Origin of the sequence: Marinifilum flexuosum (assembly GCF_003610555.1) — a bacterium.
Taxonomy (GTDB): domain Bacteria; phylum Bacteroidota; class Bacteroidia; order Bacteroidales; family Marinifilaceae; genus Marinifilum; species Marinifilum flexuosum.
The window spans coordinates 159,728-178,295 of the sequence record NZ_RAPQ01000008.1 but is presented as its reverse complement, the minus strand read 5'-3'; the positions used below and the strand labels follow the sequence as shown (position 1 = coordinate 178,295).

The 18,568-nt window shown below is 34.7% G+C and carries 17 protein-coding genes; 12 read left to right on the top strand and 5 right to left on the bottom strand.

The features are described from left to right. Positions 1-58: 58 nt before the first annotated feature. The gene (locus BXY64_RS00825) at positions 59-772 is read left to right on the top strand and encodes a hypothetical protein (protein ID WP_120238103.1); all 714 of its coding nucleotides are present in this window, start codon (positions 59-61) and stop codon (positions 770-772) included. Positions 773-821: 49 nt separating this feature from the next. Here the strand turns inward: BXY64_RS00825 and BXY64_RS00820 are convergent, their stop codons facing one another. Together BXY64_RS00820 and BXY64_RS00815 are read right to left on the bottom strand one after the other, a co-directional pair. After that, the gene (locus BXY64_RS00820) at positions 822-1,055 is read right to left on the bottom strand and encodes a zinc-ribbon domain-containing protein (RefSeq protein ID WP_120238102.1); all 234 of its coding nucleotides are present in this window, start codon (positions 1,053-1,055) and stop codon (positions 822-824) included. 187 nt (positions 1,056-1,242) lie between these two features. Beyond that, positions 1,243-2,580: a YihY/virulence factor BrkB family protein gene (locus BXY64_RS00815; protein WP_120238101.1), complete on the bottom strand. Its 1,338-nt coding sequence runs from the start codon at positions 2,578-2,580 to the stop codon at positions 1,243-1,245. 144 nt (positions 2,581-2,724) lie between these two features. Here BXY64_RS00815 and BXY64_RS00810 point away from each other — a divergent pair, with 144 nt between their 5' ends. From BXY64_RS00810 to BXY64_RS00760, 11 genes are all read left to right on the top strand, one after another. Next, positions 2,725-3,807, top strand: a complete 1,083-nt coding sequence (locus tag BXY64_RS00810) for a serine hydrolase domain-containing protein (RefSeq protein ID WP_120238100.1) — start codon at positions 2,725-2,727, stop codon at positions 3,805-3,807. Between the two features lie 66 nt (positions 3,808-3,873). After that, the gene (locus BXY64_RS00805; protein ID WP_120238099.1) at positions 3,874-4,557 is read left to right on the top strand and encodes a response regulator transcription factor; all 684 of its coding nucleotides are present in this window, start codon (positions 3,874-3,876) and stop codon (positions 4,555-4,557) included. Between the two features lie 2 nt (positions 4,558-4,559). Next, positions 4,560-5,813, top strand: coding sequence for a sensor histidine kinase (locus BXY64_RS00800; protein WP_120238098.1), 1,254 nt, complete (start codon positions 4,560-4,562; stop codon positions 5,811-5,813). A 78-nt stretch (positions 5,814-5,891) separates the two neighbouring features. After that, on the top strand, positions 5,892-7,148 hold the full coding sequence (locus BXY64_RS00795; RefSeq protein ID WP_120238097.1) for a sensor histidine kinase: 1,257 nt from the start codon (positions 5,892-5,894) through the stop codon (positions 7,146-7,148). Between the two features lie 48 nt (positions 7,149-7,196). Further along, a complete protein-coding gene (locus tag BXY64_RS00790) occupies positions 7,197-7,949 on the top strand; it encodes a glycosyltransferase (RefSeq protein ID WP_245996565.1) in 753 nt (250 codons plus the stop codon). After that, entirely contained in the window at positions 7,949-8,590 is a 642-nt protein-coding gene (locus BXY64_RS00785) for a lipid-A-disaccharide synthase N-terminal domain-containing protein (protein ID WP_120239716.1), read from the top strand. The genes BXY64_RS00790 and BXY64_RS00785 overlap by 1 nt, the downstream gene beginning before the upstream one ends. Positions 8,591-8,595: 5 nt before the next feature. Then, entirely contained in the window at positions 8,596-10,335 is a 1,740-nt protein-coding gene (locus tag BXY64_RS00780; protein WP_120238096.1) for an ArnT family glycosyltransferase, read from the top strand. After that, positions 10,325-11,326, top strand: a complete 1,002-nt coding sequence (locus tag BXY64_RS00775) for a GDP-mannose 4,6-dehydratase (protein WP_120238095.1) — start codon at positions 10,325-10,327, stop codon at positions 11,324-11,326. Before BXY64_RS00780 ends, BXY64_RS00775 begins: the two co-directional genes overlap by 11 nt. A gap of 440 nt (positions 11,327-11,766) precedes the next feature. Continuing rightward, complete coding sequence (locus BXY64_RS00770; protein WP_120238094.1) at positions 11,767-13,113, top strand: 4Fe-4S binding protein; 1,347 nt, start codon at positions 11,767-11,769, stop codon at positions 13,111-13,113. Positions 13,114-13,263: 150 nt separating this feature from the next. Continuing rightward, positions 13,264-15,174, top strand: coding sequence for an LTA synthase family protein (locus BXY64_RS00765; protein ID WP_120238093.1), 1,911 nt, complete (start codon positions 13,264-13,266; stop codon positions 15,172-15,174). Between the two features lie 168 nt (positions 15,175-15,342). Then, positions 15,343-16,218, top strand: coding sequence for a diacylglycerol/lipid kinase family protein (locus BXY64_RS00760; RefSeq protein ID WP_120238092.1), 876 nt, complete (start codon positions 15,343-15,345; stop codon positions 16,216-16,218). 37 nt (positions 16,219-16,255) lie between these two features. On the opposite strand, the gene BXY64_RS00755 is transcribed toward BXY64_RS00760, so the two are convergent. The 3 genes from BXY64_RS00755 to atpC form a co-directional block, all read right to left on the bottom strand. After that, positions 16,256-16,921 carry a glutathione peroxidase gene (locus BXY64_RS00755; protein ID WP_170150541.1) on the bottom strand — a complete coding sequence of 222 codons (666 nt, stop codon included), beginning with the start codon at positions 16,919-16,921 and terminating at the stop codon, positions 16,256-16,258. A 79-nt stretch (positions 16,922-17,000) separates the two neighbouring features. Next, the gene (locus tag BXY64_RS00750) at positions 17,001-18,038 is read right to left on the bottom strand and encodes a glycosyltransferase family 9 protein (protein ID WP_120238091.1); all 1,038 of its coding nucleotides are present in this window, start codon (positions 18,036-18,038) and stop codon (positions 17,001-17,003) included. A gap of 272 nt (positions 18,039-18,310) precedes the next feature. Next, positions 18,311-18,550: an ATP synthase F1 subunit epsilon gene (gene atpC / locus BXY64_RS00745; RefSeq protein WP_120238090.1), complete on the bottom strand. Its 240-nt coding sequence runs from the start codon at positions 18,548-18,550 to the stop codon at positions 18,311-18,313. Positions 18,551-18,568 lie beyond the last annotated feature (18 nt).

Genomic DNA, 18,568 nt, shown 5'->3' with positions numbered 1-18,568 from the left:
TCAAAAGTGTTTATACACTCTTTGTTCCTTTGAGATATAACAACAAAATCAACTCATTATGGAACGAATTTATCTAATTGTCATTCTACTTGTAATCCAAAGTTTTTCGGTTATAGGCCAAACATTAATTAAAGAAACAGATTTAAGCAATGATGAAATTGCCTACCTTCAGGAGCTTTCTGAAAAAATAGCATGCAACGATCAGAAGTACAGAAACTACATAGCGAATAAGACATTGGATGATCAAATCATTGCTAAAATCGATTCCGTTTTTGACAAGCATGGAATGCAAGAAGGATTATCCTACAGGTCATCTCTAAACTTATCACTTGATAAGCAAGTAAGTGATTCGTTATGGCAATTGCAACATCAATTGGATTTCGAAAATCATCTTTTACTGCGTGGAATGCTTAATACATATGGCTATTTACCCAAATCAATATTAAAGGAAAAACACTATATACAAGTACTACTATTGCTTCACCCTCCGAAAGATTGGGATGTAAGATTGTATCAAAAAACTTATTCAAAGCTGTTTTTACATGAAATAAAGGTAGGTCGTATGCCTGCTAAAGATTTCGCAAACTTTTATGACAACATGCAAGCGAAAATCTTGAGAGAACCTCAGCTTTATGGTACAAATCAGCAATTCGATCCTAAAAGCAAAATGCTTCTTCCTCCGATGATTGAAAACATTAAAGAAACCAATAAAGCCAGAAAAGAAATAGGTCTGCCTCCCTTAAAGCAAGGTGAATACAGAATATTCAAATAGGAATTACATGCAGGTCGATTTTTTGAAAATCGACCTTTAAGCTTATTTGTTATCTCATTCTTTCATATTCCTCTTTCTCCAACTGCCTTCCATTCCTGCAAATCGGACAATAGTAGATGTACCTGGTTTTAATTGGAAAAACCGAAATAAAGAACAAACTGGCATAAGTGGCATTCTTTTCCAATATCCAATTAGACGTATTATTACAATTGTAGCAATGCTCTTGTGCGTACTGCTGTTGTTTTTCAACTACTTTATCGTTGGCTCCGAAGATGAAGATCATATTTTTGCTAGAATTTTAAATATCAAATATTGTTAATTGTTTTCCACAACACCCCTCTCCCTGTCGGGATCTCCCCTGAAAGGGAGAGAACAACAAATCTACTTCATTATAAATTGGAAACTCATACCTCCTAATTGTTAATTGATAACTGTTCATTGATCATTGTTCACTGTTCACTGTTCACTGTCTAAATGTCTTTCAGTAGAATTTCCCTTCCCTCTACCGAGAATGATTTCCTGTACTCTGCCACAATGAGTTTAAGGTCGGCATAGACTTCTGTTTCCAAAACCGGGATATTATCAGATCCAGACTTTTCCAATAAATCAATCACCTTACTAACCGTCATCTCATTAATATCAAAGGCTGGTTGATAAGCCATTTGTTTGTCCTTGTCAGTGGTTAACTCCGAAATAAGTCCTGCACTTAGCAAATTAAAAAGAATCTCCCGTACCAATCTTATTGGCATTTCCAGCTGATGTGATATTTCCTGAGAACACAATGGCTTGTTATCTTGTTTAAAGTTTTGAACAATGAGATTCAAAACATACAAACTCAATAGTCTTTTGTAATCGTAAGATATCTCTGTGGTTTCAGCTTCATACTCGTAGTTCTCCACATTTTGCTCTGCAAAGGAAATTTCCGCTCCGAACAACACCACCAACCAACTTAGTTGCAACCACATTAGGAACAAAGGCAAGGCAGCAAAACTACCGTAGACTGCATTATAGGTTGTTACCATTCCCTGAAACTCGATGTACAACACCTGGAACAACTGATAGATGGTTCCTGCTATAATACCGGCAATCAATCCCGATTTAAACTTCACATGCGTGTTTGGCATGAATGTATAAAGCAGCGTAAACAATACCCACACCAGGAAGAAAGGTGCCAAATTGATCAGGAAGGTAAGAAATGGACCTACAGTTTCCATTAGGCCGCTTCCTTGAGTGATTTGTTCAATCATGGTTTTTAGTACCACGGTTACTCCACTGGATCCGATCAAAAGAATCGGGGCAAATATCATCAAAGCAGTATAATCGCTAAACTTTCGTCCCCAGGTTCTTGGCTTTTTAATGCGCCAAACATCATTAAACGATTCCTCGATATTGCTTAAAACCTTTACCACCGACCAAAACAAGATCACAAATCCCAATCCTGCAATTAATGATCCCTTGGTATTTTCCAGCATTTTATTGGCAAATTCTATCAACCAAGTCAATACTTCTTGCTGACCAGCTAAATTGGCTTTTAGCTCTGCCTCAAGCTTCGCTTCCAGATTAAATCCTTTTGCAATACCAAATCCCATTGCCAAAACCGGAACTACCGAAAGCAATGAGTAAAATGTAAGCGCAGAAGCTCTCAACTGGCATTTGTCTTCATAAAATCCTTTCACTGCCAACAGGTAAATTCGCAATTGCCTGATCAGGAAATAACGGTGTCCCGATAAATCTTTCAAACGCATGTTCCATACTCCTCTACTCAGGAAGTTCATTGTCAGGTCAAAATATTCGCGAATTTTACTCATCAACAAAGCTTTTTATAATAGATTTTATAGTTCGCAAATTAATCAAAAGCATATGATTTGACAAATGCTAAACATGGCTTAATCAATACAATCATATTTGAATTATTTTATAATTTTAAATCATCATCCATCAAAACAACACTTATGAATTTCACAAAATCTTTACTGGCATGTCTTTTTGTTCTTTTATCATTATCATGTCAGAGTCAAAAATCAAAGTATGATAAGTCTATTGAGCAAGCCATTGAATTGACCAATGACTTTATCGCGAAGAATCAAATTCCTGGCTTAGCCATTACCGTTTCGGTTAAAGGTAAAAATGTTCTTTCCAAAGGATTTGGGTATGGAAACCTGGAATCTCAGGCTAAAGTTGATCCTGCTATAACAAAGTTTCGCATTGGTAGTATTTCAAAGCCTGTTAGTGCCGATGCTCTCATTCAATTGTGGGATCAAAACAAACTACAATTGGATTCATCCATTCAATACTATTTGCCTGACTTTCCAAAGAAACAAGCTAAAATTACCAGCAGAATGGTAGCTGGTCATTTGGCAGGTATTCGTCATTACAAGGGAAATGAGTTTTTAAGTGCCAAACACTATAACAATATTGATGATGCACTTGAAATCTTCAAGAATGATTCTTTGATCTCTTATCCTGGTAAAGAGTTCCACTATTCAAGTTATGGCTGGAACTTGTTAAGTCGAATTGTTGAGAAAGCTTCGGGAGAAGAGTTTCTTACCTACATGCAAAAGCATGTTTTTAATCCATTGGAAATGAACAATACGATAGCCGATCATACTGATAGTATCATTGTCAATCGTACAGGATTTTATCAAAGAACCAGGGATAATCGAATCGTAAATGGACCTTTTGTTGACAATAGCATTAAATGGGCAGGTGGAGGCTTTTTGTCTACATCGGAAGATATCATGCGATTTGCCAAAGCGCATTGCAAAACAGGATACCTAAGTCAAAAGCAGATTGATGAGTTGACCCGTTCCCAGAAAACAACAAAAGGAAACCTAACCGAGTATGGAATTGGCTGGGCGAGCGGAACAGATCATAAAGGGCATTATTACTATGGTCATTCAGGGGGATCGATTGGAGCAACTACACACATGATCATTTATCCTAAAGAAGAAGTTTGTGTAGTGGTTTTAACCAATCTTTCAAATGTAAGGTTCCTTAGCTTCAGTCATGAAATTGCCAATCTGTTTATGAAATAGGCAAGATTTCGAGCAAATTCACGTTTATTTGCAGTATAACGACCCCATTTCTTAATTTCAGCCCCCATGAATAAAGATATTTTACTGATTGAAGATGATTTAAGCCTGCAAAAGACCGTTGCTGACTTTTTAAACTCATCAGGTTTTAAATGTATTTGTGCCACAAGCATAAAAGAAGGAAAACAACTTTTCGATAAGAAGTTTTACCCTATCGTTTTACTCGATTTGGGTTTGCCTGATGGCGATGGCTTGGATTGTATTCCATTTATCAAGTCCATTTGGAATGAAACTGGTGTTATCATCATTTCGGCACGTGATAAACTGGAAGATCGTGTGGATGGATTAAACCTTGGGGCTGATGATTATTTGGTAAAACCATTTCATTTATCGGAATTATATGCTCGTATCAATGCACTTCTAAGGAGAAATTTTCATGCAAACTCTTGTTCTATTCAGTTTGAAGATATTGAAATCAATCCCCTTAATAACGAAGTAAAAATATCTGGGCAGGTGGTGAGCTTTAGTAAAAAAGAGTATAATCTTTTGCTATACTTTATTGAGAACAAAACCAGAGTTTTGACTAAGGAAAGTTTGTTTGAGCATGTATGGGGAGAAAATTCTGTTTTCATGGACAACTCTGATTTCATATATACTCATATCAACCGTCTCAGGAAAAAACTTAAACAGCATACTGGCGAGAACTATATCAAAACCGTTCATGGCTTTGGCTATAAACTTGAAATTCATTAAACATGAAGCTTCTAAGCAAAATTAACCGCACCTATTTTAGGTATGGTATCCTTGTATTTTTAATTGCAGATGTGGTAATTATTCTGATGAGTAATTTCATTCTAAAGGAAGAGATAGATCAGCAACTATTGCTAGAAGCTGAGTTAATTGCCGAAACCGTTGAACAGAAAGGTAATTTTCTAAGTGTTTACCCGACTGACATTGTTGAAGAAATTTCCTACTCTGAAATTAGCAAAGAAACAACAAAAGATACAGTAATATATGATTCAAAACATGATGATCTTGTTCCATACAGGGAATTAAGCACTTTCAAATCAATTAACGGAAAGCATTACCAAATTATCACCCGCCAAATGCTAATGGAATTTGATGATATTTTTTCTCTTTACACGGCATTAATTTCTACGGTTCTGGGTTTAATTTTTGTGCTCGTTCTTCTTTTTACACAAAAAATGAATACCATCCTTTGGGGAACTTTTAATAAAAATGTTGATTTATTAAAAGAACATTCCTTCAGTTCCAATAATCAATTGAAGTTAGACAATACTGGTATTGATGAGTTCGATGATTTAAATCAAGTGCTCAAGAAAATGTCTGATCGATTGGAAAAAGATTACTTAGCATCCAAAGAGTTTTCGGCCAATGCAGCACATGAATTACAAACCCCTCTCTCTATAATTAGAAATAAGTGTGAGGATTTGTTTTCTTATCAGGATTTAAATGAAAAGGTGATCAATTCCATACATGAAATTTATGTCTCGACAGACAGGTTATCTGGAATAACCAAAGCTCTTCTTTTATTGGCTAAAATTGATCACGGACAATTCAACAAAAATGAACAGATTAATTTGAATCAATTTATTAATTCAAAAATAGATTCACTTAAGGAAATCCTGGAGGATAAAAATCTAAAAATAAACTTTCATTCTACTGGCGATTGTATCATTAATATTGATAAAAGACTTGCCAACCTATGGATTCAAAATATCATCATTAATGCTATCAAGTACTCACCCAAAGGAGATCAAGTTAATATTCAAGTAAATGACAAGCAATTATCCATTTCAAATTTTGGAGAAAAAGCAATAACAAATCCTGAACAAATCTTTAATCGTTTTTACAAAGAATCAGAGCAGGTTGGTTCTTCAGGCATAGGACTGGCAATCGTAAAAAAAATAATAGATCATTATAAGATAGAGTTTGAATATCATTTTAAGAATTCTAAACACGTTTTCGAATATAGATTTCCAAAATAAAATTTCAAACAAATAGATTCTACTTTGTACTCATACATTGATTAATTACTGCAATTACGAATTGAAAAAGCTTCATATATGAAACTTCTTACCAAAATCAACAAAAACTATTTCAAATATGGTTTAATTGTATTTTTCATTGCTGATTTAATTATCATTTCTATGATTTCTCAGATTCAAAAATTAGATACAGAACAAGAACTCCGGTATGGTGCAATGGAAGTTGCTAAAATTATTAAAGTTCATGGACATTTTCCTGAAATACAACCCACTTACTCCGTTAAAATTATCGATATTCAAGACTCTGTTCCCGGATTATTTAAAGACACAATCATGTTTGATCCTGAAGATCAAACCATGGATGAATTTAGGGAATATCAATTTTCACAAAAAATAAATGGGACTAATTATCTAATTGTTCACAGGCACTTTGCAGAGAGTTTTTGGGAGTTATTTATCGACATAACTCCCATCATCAGTATATTTCTTGGTTCAATATTTTTAGTAATGATGTATTATAACAAATACATGAGCGAAAGCCTTTGGAAGGATTTTAAAGACAATTTGGATACATTAAAATCATATTCATTTACTTCTAAAGAAAGACTTCAACTCCAAACTACAAATGTTGATGAATTTGATGATTTAAACCGGGTTTTGATCAAAATGTCGGATCGATTAGGAAAAGATTATCAAGCATCCAAAGAATTTTCTGCCAATGCAGCTCACGAGCTTCAAACACCTTTAGCTGTAATCAGAACCAAATGTGAATCTCTTTTTTCAAAAGATGATTTGTCTTCCGATACCATCCAGTCTATTCGCGAAATTTTTGTTTCTACAGATCGTTTGTCCGGCATAACGAAAGCATTGCTACTTCTTGCAAAAATTGATCATGGTCAGTTCAACGAAGAAAAAAAGATTTGCCTCAAATCAATAATTTCTGATAAAATAAATTTCTACAGGGAAATTATTGAAGATCGCAACCTGAATGTCAAGTTTACATCTGAAAATGATTGTGTTGTATACATGGACAAAAGGCTGGTATTGTTATGGATACAAAATGTACTGGTGAATGCCATTAAACACTCTCCTAACCATAAAGACCTTGAAATTGAGCTTAAAAAAAATCAGCTTGTTTTCAGTAATTATGGAGAGGAGAAGATTAAAAATCCAGACCAAATATTTAAACGATTCTATAAAGAAAGTGATGGTAAAGAATCAACAGGCATTGGTTTGGCCATTGTAAAGAAGATTACCGATCATTACAACATGCAGATCAATTACTCATTTAAGAATTTTAAACATACTTTTACTTTTCAATTCCCAGCTTGTTAGATTTTTGTTAGATCAGTGACGGACTTTTGTTCCATGTTTTTATTTGGAATGGAAGAACTAACAGATCATATCATGAATTTATCGCATCCAAAATTTGAGCTTACCATTGTTGTTCCCGTATACAATGAGGAAGATAACCTTGCACGAGTAAAAGTGGAATTCAACGCTTACTTTTCCCAATCTCCCTATCGCTCAAAGGTTTTATTTGTAAATGATGGATCATCTGATTACAGTCAAATGATGATTGAAAAGATTTGCAAAAGCTCCGATCGATATCAATACATCGAATTAAATCAAAACATGGGGTTGAGTGCTGCCCTTAAAGCTGGAATTGATCATGCTGACACCGAATTTGTAGGCTATATTGATTCCGATTTACAGACAACTCCTTTTGATTTTGATTTCCTGATGGAATACCGCAATGATTATGCATTGGTTACTGGCTATCGAAAGGATCGAAAAGACCGTTTTGTAAAAAACCTGAGCTCGACAATAGCCAACAACTTTCGTCGATTCATGACCAAGGATAAAGCCATTGATACGGGTTGTCCTTTAAAAATCATGCAAACAAAATATGCCAGGAAGATTCCATTCTTTACTGGCATGCACCGATTTATTCCTGCCTTAATCATGTTGCAAAACGGGGAAATGAAACAAATTCCCGTTCGTCATTTTCCTCGAATTGCCGGCGAAGCAAAATACCATTTATTCAACCGAATGATTGGTCCGTTTAAAGATTGTTTTGCCTACCGTTGGATGAAAAAACGATACATCAATTATGAAATCTCAAACCAGGGATGATGGAAAGCTACCATATTTATGCCATTGGTTTTCTGGCACAAGCCCTTTTTTCGGCCCGCCTAATTGTTCAATGGGTAAAATCTGAGAAAGCTGGTGATTCTCTTTCACCCGCAATATTCTGGCAGTTGAGCATATTGGCTTCCTGGCTGTTGTTTATGTATGGATTATTGCGCAATGATTTTGCGATCATCTTAGGTCAAATCATTGCTTATACAATCTATATCCGTAACCTACAATTACAAAAACGCTGGAAAAAATTGCCTTTAGTAACGCGAATTCTGGCTCTTGGTACTCCGATTTTTGCAATTGCAAACATCATATTCAATTGGGAATTGCATCAAAATCTTTTATTTAAGAATGATGACATTCCTGTTTTGCTCTTGATTTGGGGAATTGCCGGACAAATTATTTTCACCTTCCGGTTCATTTATCAATGGGTTTATTCCGAACAAAAAGGTGAATCCTGTCTCCCTATAGGATTTTGGATCATAAGCATTATCGGATCATGTATGATTTTGTCCTATGCAGTCTATCGAACAGATCCGGTATTGTTTATCGGACAAGGATTCGGAATGATAGTTTATACACGAAATATCATTTTAATCCGAAAAAAGAAACTCCAACTAAACTCTGAAAACTAACATCAATGAATATCCAATCAATACTAGATAACAATCGATATGGGCATGCCATTTTGCTAATTATTATTTGCTACCTCTCATTTTTCCTGTTTAATGATGAGTTCTTTGTAAATATCATGGAGGCGCGAAACTTTGTTACCGCTCGAGAAATAATTGAAAAAGGCAATTGGCTTGTACCAACAATGAACGGAGAGTTGCGATTGGCAAAGCCTCCATTTCCCACTTGGATTACCGCAATATTCGGGAACATATTTGGCATGGAAAATTTAAGTATGCTTAGGTTTCCGGCTGGAATAATGGGCTCATTGATGGTATTGTTTATGTACCAATTTACCCTTAGTTTAAACGGAAATAGAATAAAAGCTTTAACAAACTGCCTAATTCTTGTTAGCAGCTTTTATGTACTTTATATGAGCAGAACAGGAACTTGGGATATATTCTGTCACAGCTTCATGTTGGGTGCCATCTGGATTATTTACAGCGCCTTTAATCATCATAACAATGATAGTTTATGGATTAAGTTTTCGTTCGCCGGCGTTTTGTTAGGATTGTCCTTTCTAAGTAAAGGTCCAGTGGCATTTTTTGCTCTCCTTCTACCCTTTTTAATTGCGTATTTCTCAGTTTATAAGAAAATAAACTTAAAACAATACTGGAAACCCATTGCTCTTTGTCTGCTTATATTTGCAATCATTAGTTTTTGGTGGCCAATTTACATTTCAATTGCACATGCTCAAGAAGCTGCCGCTGTTGCTAAACTGGAATCTGGTTCTTGGATGAATCGCCATGTTCGTCCTTTCTATTACTATTGGAATTTTCCTATTCAATCTGGAGTTTGGACAATAGCCATTTTTACCAGTTTACTATTTCCCTACGCAATCAAAAATTTCAAGGCAAAAGAGGAATACAAATTTGCATTGATATGGACTTTATCATCTGTGGTTCTTCTTTCATTAATCCCTGAGAAAAAAGACAGATATCTTTTGCCTGTATTAATTCCAAGCGCGTTATTGGCAGGACAGCTGTTTCATCATCTATACCTTGCTTTTAAGAATGACAGCGCTAAAAAAGCAGACCATATTTTATTTGGGATTAATACATGGATCATTGCCATTGTCGCTTTTTCGATGCCAGTTATTGTTTTTGTAATGTTTCTAAGGGAGAACTTGATATCAATTCATTCTTTCGCACTTTTCTCTATTTTTTCAGAGATCATTGCAATGCTTATGGCAATCTGTTGGATCAATCGAAATGTAAGAGGCATGGTACTCAGCACAACAGCATTGTTCCTAATCGTTGTAATCTTCATTATTCCCCACACAGGTGGAATCTTAAATAGAAATCCTCATTTCAAGAGCATAGCTGAGATTAGAAAACTCACTAATTTCCATGAATACAACTATTATAGTATAGGTGAAGATCATCTCGCAATTGAATTGGTTTATGAAATAGGTAAAGAGGTAAAACAATGGAATACCTTGGAAAAACCTGATCTACCTGAAGAGAAACCCTTTTTGGTCATCTCAACTGAAAACCCAAAAGCTTTGTTTACCAAAGCCCAAATGAACAAAATTAAACTTGACATTATAGGTCAATACGATAACAATAAGAACAGGTTTGGGAAAAATCGATACAAAGAACATTTTAAGAAATATGTCAGTTTGGTAAGTCCCATTTCAATTGCTGACAAAACATTTTCAGAAGCTACCGCTATAGAAATGAATAAAACAAAGGACTATGGAAATTAAACAAGAAAACAGATTAAAAGAAAGCATTCTTGTAACAGGATGTGCTGGATTTATTGGTTCGCATTTGTGTGAAAAGCTTTTAAATCTGGGTTATCAGGTTGTAGGTGTCGATAATTTTGATCCCTATTATTCCATAGATTTAAAGATGGAGAATATGGAAGGATTTAAAAGAAACAAAGCTTTTAAATTTTACCAATTAGACCTTTGCCAAACTGGTGTATTAAACATGATACAGGAAAATGTATCTCTCATTGTCCACTTGGCAGGCAAAGCCGGTGTTCGACCGTCAATAGAAGCTCCTCAAAGTTATATCGATAGTAATATCACAGCTACTAGAAACATCCTTGATTTCATGAATGAAAAAGGAATTAAAAAACTGGCCTTTGCATCATCCTCATCGGTGTATGGAAACAATTCTACAGTTCCATTCGCTGAAGATCAAAATGTCGATCATGTGATTTCTCCCTATGCCTTTTCAAAAAAAGCTTGTGAAATCTTAAATCATTCCTATCATCATCTGTATAATCTAGATATCGTTAACATGCGATTCTTTACTGTTTTTGGTCCTCGTCAGCGACCAGATCTGGCAATTCACAAATTTCTGAGATTGATGATGAATGAAGAACCCATTCTTGTATTTGGAGATGGAAGTACAGCAAGAGATTATACCTTTGTAGATGATACTGTTGATGGAATTGTTAAAGTTTGTGAGTTCCTTTTTAAAAGCGAAAATGTATTTGAAACTATTAACCTTGGTAACAGTTATCCAATACCCTTAAATCAAATGATAGAAGCCATCTCTAAAGCTTCTGGAATTATCCCAAACATCAACCGTCTTCCAATGCAAGCTGGCGACGTAAATCGAACATTTGCTGATATAAACAAAGCCAAAGAACTTATTGAATATTCTCCTAAAGTTTCATTTGAAGAAGGGATTAAACTTTTCGTAGAATGGTATAAGAAAATAAATGTTAGAGAAATCGTTGCATAATCATTAGATTGAGAACTCTGCAATTCATATTATTACTCGCATTTCTTTCCTCTATTTCGGAAAGGATTATTCCACATAAACATGATATTCATGCTGAAACAGGAGAGGTATTTGAATTTTTACAGAGCCGCAATTCTAAAAACGAAGAGAAAAATACTGACGAATTATTACATGCTGTTTTTTACCTATCCTTTAAGGATAGTGACCTAAAACTTCCCTTTCCACACTTAGAATTCACAGAGACTAAAAACTGTAACTGCTCCTCTGTTTTTTATGAATTTGAAATTCTTACTCACAACAACTTAATATCATCTAAATCAGATCGCTTTTTATATTTGAATAATTCATTATCCCCACCTTCATTAATTTAACACATCCAATTTCTACGAATCAGTATGCCTATTGATTCCCAATTCTCATGTTAAATTACAAATGAAAAAATGATTGAAAAATTATATAAATCTAAACTCTACCCTCTTGTATTTCAGATCCTATCACTTCTAATATTTACACTTCTTGTTTTAGGAGCAATTAATGTTACAACCAGTGATCCTGCTCTTGTAAAACAATTGCGAAATACCAACTTATCCAATTTAATTGTATGGTCGTATTGGTGGCCTGTAATTGTGTTAACTGCCGTATTTTTCGGACGACATTGGTGTAGCATCTGCCCAATTGAACTTTTATCAGCAATTGCTAATCGTATTGGTTTGAAGCGAAAAGTTCCCAAATTCCTGAAATCAGGATGGATGATTACCATTTTCTACGCATTTATTGCCATAGTTGCCATACATACTTGGGGAATTCATCGTTATCCTAACCTTATGGCTTATTATCTTTTATCACTAATGGGCTTGGCTGTAATCTTGTCAATCATTTATGAAAAAAGAGCCTTTTGTTCCTATTTATGTCCTGTAGGTAAACTATTAGGATTGTATTCTCTTCTGTCTCACTTTGGCATAAGAGTTAAGAATCAGGTCACTTGCCATTCATGTAAAACCAAGGATTGTATCTCAAAAGAAAATCAATACAAATTGATTGGAAGATCGTGTTCTTCAAACTTGTATCCAGCTAACATTACCGATAACAGAACTTGCATTCTTTGTACTCAATGTGTAAAATCCTGCTCAAACAACAATATCACTCTCAAAAGAATTAAAAGTTCTTACCAAAATTTCGACTTAAAAAAGCTTTTATGGTCTGAAATAGGAATGTTGATGGTACTTCTTGGTTTTGTTTGCTATGAGAACCTTTCATCTTGGGAAACAAGTAATACCATTATTCGTTTCATTCCTTCACACCTCAACAAATTAATCGGTAGTGAGGCTATTCCATACGGCTTGTTTGAAGCATTGATTCTCTTCCTTCTTGTTCCTGCTATTTTTATGGGATTCATCTCTTTCCTACTTAAAGTAAATGGAAAAACTTCATGGAAACAAAGCCTTCAAAAACTTGCCATTCATCTTTTGCCATTGGTAGCATTTGGACATGTATTCAAAGCCTTGTTAAAAACCAGTTCAAGAATTCCATATTGGCAATATGCCCTCGAACAACCAGATGGTTTGCAATATGCAAATCTAATTTTCAATAAGGAAATTGCTCTCAATCCGTTAGCTTGGGTGAACAACCTGGTTCTTGTTTTGGGAATTTTGGGGCTTTGTTATGCGACATATATATCTGTAAAAAAAGTAAGTAAAACCGACCCAGGTAAATGGATTCTCTATATCACTATCCTTTTCCATCTTGTGATATTTTTAATTGGTCCTATTTCATCATTGTTTCAATAGAACATTCTTTAAAAGCTCACTTATAACTGTAAAAGTGAGCTTTTAAGATTTTTTAATATTCTTTTTCAGACATCTAAACCAATTGTTAGATTTTTGTTAGAAACGCTCAGTTTTTTTGAATCCTATTACAAATCCCGCAATTCAAAAAACATGAAGTTCAGAAACATCCTACAAAGTCGTTATGGTGGTTTGGCCATATTCAGTTTAATTTTCATTGCCTTATCTTTTTTGGTAAGAACTATTCTTTTAATTAAAGATTTTCAGAATGTTGAGTTAAGCGTCATTCGATTCTTTAAAATCTATACATTCGGTCTGTTCTACGATTTGATTGCCATATCGTACTTCATCATTCCATTTGTATTGTATCTTTTAATCATTCCTGACAAAATCTTCAACAGCAAAATTCACCGTTGGATATCATATGCTTTCTTCACAATTAGCATTGGGATTCTTGTGTTTTCTGGAATTGGAGAATGGTTTTTCTGGGAAGAGTTTAGCGTAAGATACAACTTCATTGCGGTGGATTACCTGATTTATACACACGAGGTGATTTCCAATATTAAAGAATCTTATCCAATGCCAATTATTATTTTTGGAATGCTTGTACTTTCGGGAGGAATCTTTGCTTTGGTTAAAAGGCAGTTTGACCAATGTATTAACTCCGAATCCAAATTTGTAAAGCGATTAATCACCAGTGTTGTACTTTGGATGATCCCAACAATAGCCTTTCTTACAATTGATAAAACCTCGGCTGAAATCCCAGAGAACACTTATTCAAATGAATTGGCTCATAATGGCATATATCAGGTATTTTCAGCTTTCAGAAACAACGAGTTGGATTACAAATCGTTCTACGAATCAATGGATGATAAGGAAGCTTTTTCCAATTTGAGAAAGCTTATTAAAACTTCAAACAGTGAATTTATCAGTAATGATGTATTTGATGTAACTCGAAAAATCACTTACCCGGGTGAAGACAAAAATTACAATGTAATGATGATTACTGTAGAGAGTTTGAGCGGATCATTCTTTACTAAATTTGGTGGAACTGATAATATTACTTCAAACATGGATACCATTGCTCAACAATCATTGTTTTTCACCAACTTTTATGCAACGGGAACAAGAACTGTTCGAGGCATGGAAGCCCTAACGCTTTCTTTGCCTCCAACACCCGGGTACTCTATTGTAAAGCGTCCAAAAAATGAAGGAATGTTTACTTTGGGTAATGTCTTAAAATCGAAAGGTTACAATACCAATTTCATTTATGCAGGGAATGGTTATTTTGACAATATGAACTATTTCTTCGGGAACAGTGGTTACAATATTGTGGATAAATCAGATTTCAAAAAAGAAGAAATCACTTTCGAAAATGCATGGGGTGTTTGCGATGAAGATCTTTTTGCAAAAGCAATGCAGGTTGCTGACAAAGCCCATCATTCAGGGAAACCATTCCACAATTTTATCATGACAACCTCGAATCACAGGCCATATACTTACCCCGAAGGTAAGATTGATATTCCTTCACATACCGGAAGAAAAGGTGCAGTAAAATATACCGACTATGCAATTGCCAAATTCCTACGTGAAGCAAGAAAACATGAGTGGTTCAACAACACTTTATTTGTAATTGTAGCTGATCACTGTGCTTCAAGTGCTGGAAAAACCTCTTTGCCAGTAAAAAAATATCATATCCCACTTATGATCTACGCTCCGAGAATTATTAAAGCCAGAGAAGTAAAAACAATGGCTTCTCAAATTGATTTTGCCCCAACCGTTATGGGATTATTGAATATGGATTATACATCTAAATTTTTCGGTAAAGATATTCTCTTAGATCATCCTGATAGAGCTTTAATTGGAACTTATCAGAAAATTGGCTTGCTAAAAAATAATTTACTCACCGTTCAGTTGCCAACAAAACGAATTGAATCCTATTCAATTGAAAATGGTGATCAAAAGGCCTGTAAACTAAACAAATCTGAACTGAAAGATGCGATTACATATTATCAAACAGCCAGCTATTTGTTTCACCACAAAGGGTACAATTTTAACAAGTAAGTCTCGATATGAGTTTCCTTTTAAATACTTGATAATCGAATCTGTGTCAAGTCTATATTCAAATGGTGGATAAGTCGAAATTATTGGTTTATTTTTGGGAAGTAATAACATATAAAGAACAAGACTTGTCACGTTAGTTGAACGCTATCAGAACACTAAAATAACAGAATGCAAGACAAATTAAATACACTTGCCATTATCAATCCAATTTCTGGGAATGGCAAACAAAAACATATCAAAAATCTGCTAAAGCAACATTTAGACGAATCCAAATTTCAATTAACAATTGAAATGACCCAATATGCAGGTCATGCATCTGAGCTTACAAAAAAAGCCATAGAGAATGGATTTGATCTGGTAATTGCAATAGGAGGAGATGGAACAATTAATGAGATAGCTAGTGCCTTGACATTCTCCAATGTTGCCATGGGTATTATTCCTTGTGGATCAGGTAATGGATTAGCAAGACATCTTGGTATTCCTATGAATGCAAAAAAAGCAATTCAACACCTTAATAAGGCTAAAATCAAATCAATGGATACTGCTTGTATCAATGAGTATCGTTTTGTGAATGTAGCGGGTATTGGATTTGATGCGCTTATTTCTCACCAGTTTGCCAATATGAATTCTCGAGGATTTACTTCCTACATAAAGGCTGTTTTAACAAGTTTCCGAACATTTAAATGTCAAAAATTCAAATTAACAACCAACAACCGTTTATGTATTGAAGAAGGCATGATGTTGAGTTTTTGTAATTCATCTCAATTTGGCAACAATGCATTCATCGCTCCTTCTGCTAAAATTGATGATGGAAAATTAAACCTTTGTCTGTTGCAGAAACCAAAGTGGTATCAAATCCCATCTTTAACCATTAAAACTTTTACGAGGAAAATCGAAAGCTCCTCTTTGTTCAAAGAGTTTAAGTTTGATGAAGTAGAAATTGTTCATGCCTCTCAACTCGGACATGTAGATGGAGAACCAATTGTTATTGGTGAAAAAATCAAATTAAAGGTAGATGCAAATAGTCTTAAAATACTTTCGTAGATAACAAAAAAGAGCTCCAAATTGGAGCTCTTTTTCTTTATAGTAATTTCTTAATATCCTCTTCCATACTTTCAGGTGTAATATTTGGTTCAATTCTCTGAACCACCTTACCATCTCTGTCGATTAAGAATTTTGTAAAGTTCCACTTCACACCATCTCCCTCGTAAATTTCCGGAAATTTCTGACTTAAAAAGCCCTTGAATTTCTGTCCTGATTCTGAATCATCAAAGCCTTTGAATGATTTTTCTGAAGTTAGCATTTTATAAAGCGGATGGGCATTCTCGCCACGAACTTCAATTTTATCGAACATTGGAAAACTTACGCCGTAGTTTTTCTGACAAAACTCTCCAATTTCCCTAGCCGTTCCGGGTTCCTGTTCTAAAAACTGATTGCAAGGAAAACCCAAGATCACCAATCCTTGATCTTTGTACTTTTGGTACATGGCTTCCAAACCTTTGTATTGTGGTGTTAATCCGCATTTACTTGCCGTATTAACCACCAAAACCACTTTTCCTTTATATTTCTTGAGTTTTACCTCTTCGCCCTGCAGAGAGCTCATTTTATAGCTGTAAAAACTTTTGCTTTCACATTTCTTTTTAGAACAGCATTCTTTCTTACATTCTTTTGTCTCTTTGTTTTGGGCAATTGTATGGCTAGTATAAACTCCTACCAAAACCATTAGTAGTAATGCAATTTTTTTCATGAATTCTTGTTTTGATTTAAAAACTAAGATATCATTAAAAATACGAAGTAGGAAAAATTAAAATACTTATTAGTCTGATTTAAGATTCCATTAACATTTTCACCTCATCAGCCAGCCACTCAGGAGTAATATCCACCATACATTGCTGGTAAATATTCATTTTGCACTTGCCAGATCCATCCTTTGTGCATGGACGACATTTCATATCAACTTCCAATGTTTTAATGTGATCACCCGTAGTAAACCCAAATGCAGTTGGTCCCATTAAAGAAAGAGCTGGTATTTTAAATTTATCTGCGGCATGCAAGAACCCTGTATCTCCAGATATAACCAAATTTGATTTTTGAACCAGGTAGCAAGATGCCAACAAATTGGTTTTTCCACTCAGATTAAGCACTCGGTCGGGAGCAACTTCTTCAATTTCCTTGCAGAATACATCATCCGGACCAGCCAGAATCATAAAGTGATAATCAGGAAGTAAATTCACAAGTTTTTGCCAGTGTGACACAGGCCATCTTTTCATTTGCCAGGCAGCAGAAGGAACCATTGTTATCAACTTGCTCTTTTCACCTTTTAGGCTCTCAAAAACTTGCTGATTTATCTTCTCTTTTAAATCAAGAGGAAAATACCAATCTTCATTTACCTTAGAGTAATTCGTAATTCCCCATTTTTCCAGAGGCTTACGAAAAGAAAGCATCCCTTTAAAAGGCATTGGAAAACAATCAATTCCAAATTTGAAGAGCAAGACTCTTTTGATTCGATTCTTACTTCTCATTGTAAACTTTGGACCTATTCCAAAACAGCGTTTCCAAATTGGAGCCAAAACAGTCTTTAGAATGAGAGAGCGGATATTTGAGTGTGCATCGTATACATAGTCGAACTTTTCCTGTTTAAGCTGCTTTGCTTGCTGCAGAATGCCTTTAAATCCATCTTGTCGATCAAATCCCCAAACCTTATGAATTCGTTGATCCATAGCTAAAAAAGAGGACATATCTTTTCTTGCAATCCAATGAATCTCTGCATCAGGATAATGGTTCAAAATACCGTCAACAGCTGTCATGCATTGAATGATATCTCCAATGGAACTAAATCGAATGATTAGGAATTTTTTTGGCATTTTTATCTTATCAGGTATTTCGTAACTAGTACCGAGATGATTTACACTTTTGATAATTTTATTTCAAATAGACAAAAGTAAAAAATTTTTGCTTAACACTGAACTATGAATGGTTCATATTCTTATTAATACCATTTATACCTTGATATTAGCATTTGATGGAATACCAATGCATTGTAAAAAACGAAAAAAGAGACTTTGATTTAACTCCAAAGTCTCTTTTTAATATCTATTGTTAGCACAAAGCACTACTCTGTACTAAATATTAATATCTAACTATCAGCCAATACTGAAATTACATTCTTCTTGCATTCAACGACTCCTCCACCAATCTCGAAGAAAAGATCATCTCCTTCATATGGTCTCAATTTAATCGTCCCTTTTTCCAAAGTGGATACAATCGGAGCGTGATTTTTCAGTATTTCGAAAGATCCATCCTTACCAGGAAGTTGAACCAAAACAACCTCGCCTGAATAAAGACTTTTTTCCGGTGTTACGATTTCTAAATGCATATTTTCAAGTTTAAGATA